The sequence below is a fragment of the uncultured Fretibacterium sp. genome, assembly GCF_938030725.1.
Lineage (GTDB): Bacteria > Synergistota > Synergistia > Synergistales > Aminobacteriaceae > Fretibacterium.
Genome location: NZ_CALHIQ010000122.1, coordinates 1 through 7,562 on the forward strand (window position 1 = coordinate 1; position 7,562 = coordinate 7,562).

The window sequence follows — 7,562 nt, forward strand, 5'->3', positions numbered from 1 at the left end:
GCTTCTCCTTGTCGTAGTCGGAGGTGGAGTCCTCGATCTCCTTCTTGATCTGCGCCGCGCGCTTGCGGATATCCTCCTTGTCGCCGGCGCCCTGGGTGATGGTCGTGTCCTCCTTCGTGATGCGGACCTTCTTGGCCTTGCCCAGCATGTTGAGCTCCGTGTTCTCGAACTTCAGACCCAGCTCCTCGCTGATGACCTGACCGCCCGTGACGATGGCGATGTCCGCCAGCATGGCCTTGCGGCGATCGCCGAAGCCAGGGGCCTTCACAGCAGCCACCTGCATGACGCCGCGCAGCTTGTTGACCACCAGCGTCGCCAGGGCCTCACCCTCGACGTCCTCAGCGACGATGAGCAGGGGCTTGCCCGTCTGCACGACCTTCTCCAGCACGGGGAGCAGGTCCTTGATGTTGCTGATCTTGCCGTCGTGGAGCAGGATGTAGGCGTCGTCGAAGCTCGTCTCCATGCGCTCGCTGTCCGTCACCATGTAGGGGCTGATGTAGCCCTTGTCGAACTGCAGGCCCTCCACCATCTCAAGCGTCGTTCCCAGCGTCTGGCTGTCCTCGATGGTGATGACGCCGTCCTGGCCCACCTTGTTCATGGCCTCGGAGATCAGCGAACCCACCGCGTTGTCGCTGGCGGAGATGGAGGCGACCTGAGCGATCTTCTCCTTCTCCTTCACGGGGATGGACTGCTTCTTCAGCTCCTCCACCACGAAGTCGATGGCCTTCTCGATGCCCTGACGCATCTGCATCCCGTTGGCACCCGCCGCGACGTTCTTCATGCCCTCGCGGATGATGGCACGGGAGAAGATCGTGGCAGTGGTGGTGCCGTCGCCGGCGACGTCGTTGGTCTTGGAGGCGACTTCCTTCAGAAGCTGAGCCCCCGCGTTCTCAAAGGGGTCCTCCAGCTCGATCTCCTTCGCGATGGTGACTCCGTCGTTCGTGATCGTGGGGGAGCCGAACTTCTTCTCGAGGACGACGTTGCGGCCCTTGGGCCCAAGCGTCACGCCAACCGTATCCGCAACTTTATCGATGCCGCGAAGCATCGCGCGGCGAGCGTCCTCGCCGAAGGAAAGAATCTTAGCCATGGTTTGTATCCTCCTCTAAATCCTTCTCAAATATTTCTGTAAAGTCCCGCGTGGACTACTTCTTGTCCACGATGGCCAGGACGTCGCGCTCGCTGAAGATCACGTAGTCCTCGCCGTCCAACTGGACCTCGGTGCCCGCGTACTTGCTGAAGATGATGCGGTCGCCCACCTTGACCTCGATGGGAAGCTTCTGGCCGTTGTCCAGCACCTTCCCCGTGCCCACCGCGATGACCTCGCCCTCCGTGGGCTTCTCCTTCGCCGTGTCGGGAAGGACGATGCCGCCCTTCGTCTTCTCCTCGCGGGAGAGCACCTTCACAACGATCCTGTCTCCAAGTGGCTTGAGATTCATCTTTAAAATTCCCTCCTGATCTTTTGTATCAGCACTCGATCACTAAGAGTGCTAATTGCTCAACACGAAGAATATTAGCCCCTGTTCTTCGAAAGTACATCGTCAAATTTACGTACTGTTTTGGCGTGGTGTTGATGGGGTGTGGGATCCCATAGAAAAGGGGACGCCCGGAAGCGTCCCCTCGCCACGTTATCGTTGCTTGTGGGTTTCTACTTTTTGCTGAGCTGGTCGAAGGCCTCCAGGGCGATGGCCGAGTGGGTTGCGCTGGGGCCGCCACCCATGGTGATGGTCACTTCAAGGGCCTCGACGACCTCCTCGCGCGTGGCCCCCGCGCTGAGGGCGCCCTGAGCGTGGGCCGTGATGCAGGGGATGCAGCGGGCCTGAACGCCCAGCGCCAGCGCGATCAGTTCCTTCGTCTTGGCGCCCAGTGCGCCCTCCTTGTGTGCGGCCGCGTTCAGGGAACGAAATGCCCCGACGACCTCCGGCGCGGCCTGAGCCAGCTTTCCCATGAGCTCCTTGCCGTCGCGCGCCTGCTGTTTGAAATCCATGGCGATGCCTCCTTTAAGATAATGTCTCTGATGCTGCTAATTCATAGAGAGGATTCTCTATCGCCGTTTATTCTATCGTGGTCGGTCGCCCTTCGCCTGAGCGTTTACCCGTATCCCGCGCGCGACGATCGCGGGCCTCACGCCCCGATTTCGAGCGATGGATCGGGGGACAGGTCCTCCGGGCTGCGCAGGCCGCGGTCCCATCCGCTTTTGCCCGCCATGGCGATCATGACGGCGTTGTCCGTGCAGCGGCTGGGCCGGGGCAGCCAGGCGCGCCAGCGTCGTGCCTCGACGCCCTGCGTCAGCGCGCGCCGCAGGGCGCTGTTGGCCGCCACGCCTCCCGATGCCGTCACGCTCCGGATGCCCGTCGTGCGCACGGCGAGCGCTACCTTGGCGATGAGCGCCCTCGTCACGGCGCTCTGAAAGGACGCGCAGAGGTCGGCCAGCGTCAGCTCGCCTCCCTCCGTTCCAAGGGCTTCAAGGCGCCGAACCTGCCACAGGAGCGCCGTCTTGAGTCCGCTGAAGCTGAATTCCACCTGTTTCGTGTGCTGAAGGGGGACGGGAAAAGCGAAGGCGTCCGGGTCCCCGTCCTGCGCCAGGCGGTCGATCTCCGGCCCGCCTGGGTAGGGGAGCCCCAGGATGCGTGCGGCCTTGTCGTAGGCCTCGCCTGCCGCGTCGTCCCGCGTCTGGCCGAGGAGTTCGTAGCTGCCCAGGGCGTCCACCCGAACGATCTCCGTGTGCCCGCCCGATACGATGAGCGACAGGAACGGGGGCTTCAGGTCCTCCGAGTCCACCATGGGGGCGAACAGGTGCCCCTCCAGGTGGTTGACCCCCAGGACCGGAACCTCCCAGGCCTGGGAGAGCGCCCGGGCTGCCTGCACCCCCACGATGAGGGAGCCCATGAGCCCCGGCCCGCAGGTGACGGCGATGAGGTCCAGGTCCCGCCCGCTCACGCCGCCCTCCCGTAGCGCCGCCTCCACCAGAGGCAGGAGGTTCTCCAGGTGCTTCCGCGCCGCGAACTCCGGGACCACGCCGCCGAATCGCGCATGGTCCCGAATTTGGCTCGACAGAAGCTCCGCGAGGATGTGCCGCTCGCCTTGCAGGAGCGCCACCCCCGTGTCATCGCAGCTGGTTTCGATGCCCAGCGTCAGGAAGTCGCTCATCGGGCCGGCGCCTCCAGGTCCACGCTGTCCGGGCCGAGCGCGAGGCGCACCCTGCGCCCTCCCTTCAGCGCCGGGACGCGGACGAGGAGCGTCCCTTCCGTGCCGGAGGGAAGCTCTCCGACGACTCGTATGCTGGCGTTGCCCAGCAGGTCCTCGGACGTCACGCGGTAGCCGTCGACCGTCAGGGCCGTGGGGTCGAAGTTCCAGTTCTTCTCTGCGCGGTAGCGAAGGGCCAGCACGTCGTGTCCCCGCATCCTCTCGGCGGCCTCCTTCCTGGAGGTGTAGTAGTTGCTCAGGGCGGTGATCACCCAGTCCTCCGCGCTGCTGTCGCGGTCCAGAAGTCGCATCAGCGAGCGCGGCAGCCACGTGACGTCGATGCGCGCCCGCGCGTTGAGCACGAGCTCATCCATGAACTGGGCGTCCACCCAGAGGCGGATCGTCCGCGCGCCGATGGCCTTCCTCCATTGGGGGGACGGGGCCGCATCCGCAGAGAGCGCCGTCAGGACCGTTGCACACAGGAGAAGTGCTCCTGCAAACTTTCTCATCATGACCTCAACCTTTCCAAACCTTATCCCTGTCCCTTATCTCTATCCTTTTTGCCACGTCGGGAGAACGCATCGCGGATCAGCCCCCACTCGTCGCAGCGAAGGGCCAGCGTCGCCCCCCCGTAGGCCGCCATGCCGACGATGATGACGCCCAGGTGCCAGGCCGCACGCAGGGCGAGTATCGCCTCGGGGCGGTAGGGCAGGGCGAGGCGCCAGGCCGCCGTGACCAGGGCGAGCGCTGCAAGGGCAGCGGCGGTTTTGGTGAGCCACGCCTGGCTCAGGACGTTCAGGGAGCGGCCCAGCTTCCCCCGCACGTAGCGAAGTCCCAGCAGGCCCGACAGGGTGAAGGCGATGCTGGGGGCCAGGGCCAGTCCGTTGTACCCCATGGGGAGCATCAGCGCCGCGGAGAGGAGCGCCGTCGCGGCGACGCTGAAGAGCGTGGTCTTGAAGGCCTCTCGCGGCATGGAGAGCGCGTAGAGGGCGCGCATCACGACGGTGGAGCAGGCCATGCCCGGCAGCCCCAGCATGGAGAGCGCGAGGCAGGACGAGGTGGCGCGCCAGGCCCAGTCGTTGAACTCGCCCCGGACGAAGACGACGTGGACAAAGGGCCCTGAGATGAGCATCAGGCCAAGCGACGCGGGCAGCACGATGAAGAGGGCAAAGCGCAGCGCCTGGCGCAGCGTTTCCGCGAAGTCCTCCGGCCCCTCGGCCCGGGCGAGTTGGGGCAGCACGGCCTGGGAGATGGCGATGACGAAGAGGCCCAGGGGCAGCTGCAGGATGCGGTTGGCGTAGTTCAGCACCGAGATGCTGCCCTCCTGGAGGAAGGAGCCGAGCATCCGGCTGACGACGGGGTTGACCTGGTTCAACGACAAGCCGGCGGCGTAGGGCAGGAAGAGCGCCATGATGCGGCGCAGGTCCGGGTCGTGCAGGTCGGGCCGCGCAGGATAAATCGGGGCGCGCATCTTGAAGGTCCAGATCCATTGGGTGAGGAAGTGCATGGCCCCGCCGCACAGCACGGAGAGCGCCAGGCCATGCACGCCCCAGCGGGCGGCGAAGGGCGGGGCGGTGAGGATGAAGGCCAGGTTGCTGAAGGCGGGGGCCAGGGCCGGGACGAAGAAGGAGCCCAGGCTGTTCAGTGCGCCCATGGTGAGGGCGGCCAGCGAGATCAGGATGAGGAAGGGGAACATCCAGCGCGTCAGGCTGGAGGCGAGGGAGGCCGCTTCGGGGTCGAAGCCGGGGGCCATGACGCGGGTCAGGAGCGGTGCGCACAGGATGCCCACCAGCGCGGCAGCAGAGCTCGCGAACAGCAGCACCGTCATCGTTCCGCGAGCCAGCGCCAAAGCGCGCGACCGGCCTTCCTGCAGCGCGCGGGAGAAAACGGGCACGAAAGCGGCGGAGAGCGCACCCTCCGCCAGGAGCTGACGGGCCAGGTTCGCCAGCGTGTAGGCCACGTTGAAGGCGTCCAGCCCGCGGGACGCGCCGAAGAACGCCGCCACCACCACCTCCCGAACCAGCCCCAGGATGCGGCTCAGGAACGTCCCCGCCATCATCATCATCGCGTGTTTCACCATACCGGATGTATTCTGCCGCTCCACCGCAAGTCCCCCTGCTCGATTCCAAGTGATGTGCCGTTAGGGCGTTGTGCCACTGAAACGTTCTTTGCGGAGCGCCGCCTTCAAGAACCTCCGCGTCGAGAGGAACGGGCTGTCCTTCACGGCGAAGCGGTAGGGCAGGACGGCGTCCTCTCCGGCGTAGTCCACGTTGATGCGCGGCGTCCTGGCGACCTCCGCGTCCTGAATGGGGTCCCCTCGCAAGATTCGGAGCGTTCCCCCGCGGAGGTCCGCTCCGTTCTGCTCTCGCGTGACGGCGAGAGCCATGCAGAGCTTTCCGGGACCGCTGCAGAGCTTTCGCTCGTCCTCCGTGCCGCGGCGCGCGCGCATGAGGGGCTTCCCCTCAAGGGGGGCCAGAGCGCGGACCAGCACCGCCTCGGCCCGGCCCGCGGGCGCGCAGGTGACGTTGAAGCAGCAGTACATGCCGTAGATCAGGTAGACGTAGGCCAGGCCCCCCGGACGAAACATCACCTCGGTGCGGTGCCCCGGACGGGGGCCCTCCAGCTTGAAGGAGTGGCATGCCGCGTCCGTCCTCCCGGCGTAGGCCTCCGTTTCGACGATGACGCCGGAGGCCGTGCCCTCCGGCGCGCTGCGGGCCAGCACGCACCCCAGGAGGCCCCGCGCGACGGCGACGGCCCCCTGTTGGTAGAACGATGGGGGGAGGAGCTGGGACATCACCGGTCCTCCTGGGGCCTGTGGGGCATGGGCAGCGGAGGAAAGCGCTCGCGCAGGCGGCGGAACACGCCGGGGGGCACCATGTCGTGGACCGTCCCCCCGAAGCGGAAGATGTCGCGGATGCCGCTGCTGGAAACGAAGGAGTATCGCGGGTCCGTGACGATGAAAAAGGTTTCGATCTCCGGAGCCAACTGACGGTTCATCAGCGCCATCTGAAACTCGTACTCGAAGTCCGACATGGCCCGCAGCCCCCGGATGATGACGCGCGACTGCACCTGGCGCATGTAGTCGACGAGCAGGCCCGAAAAGTGCTCCACCCTGACGTTCGGAAGGTAGCTCAGGGCCTCGCGCGCCATGGCGCACCGATCCTCCACGCTGAAGGTGGAGTTCTTCTGCGCGTTCACGAGGATGCTCACCCGCACCTCGTCGAAGATGGCGGAGGCCCGCTCTGCGATGTAGATGTGTCCGTTGGTGATGGGGTCGAAGGAGCCGGGGTAGACGGCGCGGACGCTCCTCTGCATGATGGTTCGCCTCCTGAACTAAACGAGTGTTTGCGCCGGTGCCTGGTCCGTTCGCGCCTCCGCGGCCCTCAGAAACGACAGGCGGCTCTCGCCGTAGTCCCGTTGGGAAGTGAGCTCCCACGCGGGCGTCAGCGTCAACTCCTCCCGGACGGAGTGCTCCGCGACGAGGACCCCTCCGCGAGCCAGCAGCCCCTCAAGCCCCCGCACGCCCAGAAGCGACGCCCCCCAGCCCTCGTGATAGGGTGGGTCGGCGAAGATGACGTCGAACTGGAGGCCCCGCTTTCCGAGCCAGGCGATGGCGCGACGCAGCTCCAGGGACAGCACCACGGCGCGGCGTCGAGCGTCCGCGGGCAGCGCGCGCTCAATGGCCTGAGCCCTCTCTCGGAGGGACTCGACCCACGTCACGCTGGCGCCCCGCTCCAGGGCCGCCCTCCCGACCCGTCCCGTCCCGGCGAAGAGGTCCAGAAACCTCCCGCCGTCCACGTTCCCCAGGATGCTGAAGAGGGCCAGCAACACGCGGCCTGCCGTGGGGCGGACCGCTTTCATCCTGACGGTTCCTCCGCTGCGTCGATGCGGGCCGCCACGTCGGCGAGGGCTCCCTTCACGGCGGGGGTCAGGAAGGCGTTTGCCGTCCGGTCCAGCCGGACCAGCGCGCCTCCGTCCCGCGGCGAGATGTGGATGTAGTAGCGCTGGTCGAACTCCTCGTCGTTTGAGAAGGCTTCGAGCAGAAAGCCGCCCTCCGGACCCCGTTCCAAGGCGAGCCGTCCGAAGGACCACCGCGCGTCCCCGACGCCTCCGCTGACGTCCGCCAGGGCGCTCAGCCACTCCTCCGTCGGCCGGCGCCTCGTCCTGATGTGCACCTCAGATCCCTCCCAGGTTTGCCGCGCCGTGGTGAAGGGGCGCGTCTTAACGAAGGTCAACCGGTAGATAGGCTTCCCCAGCTCCAGCCATTTGCGCTCGTATTTCGTCGTCACGCTGCGGGCGGGATTGACCTCGAAGCCCCGGCCCTCCAGCGCTGCGTGATTCCCGATCCGATCCAGCGCCTCGCGGGCGTAGGGCTCGTC

At 66.5% G+C, this 7,562-nt stretch carries 9 protein-coding genes and 1 pseudogene; all 10 read right to left on the minus strand.

The annotated features are described in order from the left end of the window. Positions 1 to 1,087 (minus strand): chaperonin GroEL (groEL, locus tag Q0629_RS07100; RefSeq protein WP_298780695.1); only part of this gene is annotated, 1,087 nt, incomplete at its 3' end. 55 nt (positions 1,088 to 1,142) lie between these two features. After that, entirely contained in the window at positions 1,143 to 1,436 is a 294-nt protein-coding gene (gene groES, locus Q0629_RS07105) for a co-chaperone GroES (RefSeq protein WP_298780698.1), read from the minus strand. 209 nt (positions 1,437 to 1,645) lie between these two features. Further along, positions 1,646 to 1,984: a carboxymuconolactone decarboxylase family protein gene (locus Q0629_RS07110; protein WP_298780701.1), complete on the minus strand. Its 339-nt coding sequence runs from the start codon at positions 1,982 to 1,984 to the stop codon at positions 1,646 to 1,648. 137 nt (positions 1,985 to 2,121) lie between these two features. Then, positions 2,122 to 3,147 (minus strand): tRNA (adenosine(37)-N6)-threonylcarbamoyltransferase complex transferase subunit TsaD, encoded by a 1,026-nt coding sequence (gene tsaD, locus Q0629_RS07115; protein WP_298780703.1) that lies wholly within the window; start codon positions 3,145 to 3,147, stop codon positions 2,122 to 2,124. Further along, entirely contained in the window at positions 3,144 to 3,695 is a 552-nt protein-coding gene (locus Q0629_RS07120) for a hypothetical protein (protein WP_298780705.1), read from the minus strand. The genes tsaD and Q0629_RS07120 overlap by 4 nt, the downstream gene beginning before the upstream one ends. A gap of 20 nt (positions 3,696 to 3,715) precedes the next feature. After that, positions 3,716 to 5,263: a murein biosynthesis integral membrane protein MurJ gene (gene murJ, locus Q0629_RS07125; RefSeq protein ID WP_298780707.1), complete on the minus strand. Its 1,548-nt coding sequence runs from the start codon at positions 5,261 to 5,263 to the stop codon at positions 3,716 to 3,718. Positions 5,264 to 5,323: 60 nt separating this feature from the next. Further along, positions 5,324 to 5,977 carry a DNA-3-methyladenine glycosylase gene (locus Q0629_RS07130; RefSeq protein WP_298780710.1) on the minus strand — a complete coding sequence of 218 codons (654 nt, stop codon included), beginning with the start codon at positions 5,975 to 5,977 and terminating at the stop codon, positions 5,324 to 5,326. Beyond that, positions 5,977 to 6,498 carry a pantetheine-phosphate adenylyltransferase gene (gene coaD, locus Q0629_RS07135; protein WP_298780713.1) on the minus strand — a complete coding sequence of 174 codons (522 nt, stop codon included), beginning with the start codon at positions 6,496 to 6,498 and terminating at the stop codon, positions 5,977 to 5,979. The genes Q0629_RS07130 and coaD overlap by 1 nt, the downstream gene beginning before the upstream one ends. Before the next feature lie 18 nt (positions 6,499 to 6,516). Next, positions 6,517 to 7,044: an RsmD family RNA methyltransferase gene (locus Q0629_RS07140; RefSeq protein WP_298780715.1), complete on the minus strand. Its 528-nt coding sequence runs from the start codon at positions 7,042 to 7,044 to the stop codon at positions 6,517 to 6,519. Then, a pseudogene (locus Q0629_RS07145) lies at positions 7,041 to 7,562 on the minus strand (hypothetical protein); the annotation flags it as partial. The gene Q0629_RS07140 and the pseudogene Q0629_RS07145, both read right to left, overlap by 4 nt.

What these genes read in the sequence shown, in the direction of transcription:
- Q0629_RS07130 (WP_298780710.1), bottom strand. Translation starts at nt 5,977, where the DNA reads ATGTCCCAGCTCCTCCCCCCATCGTTCTACCAACAGGGGGCCGTCGCC.
- tsaD (WP_298780703.1), bottom strand. Translation starts at nt 3,147, where the DNA reads ATGAGCGACTTCCTGACGCTGGGCATCGAAACCAGCTGCGATGACACG.
- murJ (WP_298780707.1), bottom strand. Translation starts at nt 5,263, where the DNA reads ATGGTGAAACACGCGATGATGATGATGGCGGGGACGTTCCTGAGCCGC.
- Q0629_RS07140 (WP_298780715.1), bottom strand. Translation starts at nt 7,044, where the DNA reads ATGAAAGCGGTCCGCCCCACGGCAGGCCGCGTGTTGCTGGCCCTCTTC.
- coaD (WP_298780713.1), bottom strand. Translation starts at nt 6,498, where the DNA reads ATGCAGAGGAGCGTCCGCGCCGTCTACCCCGGCTCCTTCGACCCCATC.
- Q0629_RS07120 (WP_298780705.1), bottom strand. Translation starts at nt 3,695, where the DNA reads ATGATGAGAAAGTTTGCAGGAGCACTTCTCCTGTGTGCAACGGTCCTG.
- groES (WP_298780698.1), bottom strand. Translation starts at nt 1,436, where the DNA reads ATGAATCTCAAGCCACTTGGAGACAGGATCGTTGTGAAGGTGCTCTCC.
- Q0629_RS07110 (WP_298780701.1), bottom strand. Translation starts at nt 1,984, where the DNA reads ATGGATTTCAAACAGCAGGCGCGCGACGGCAAGGAGCTCATGGGAAAG.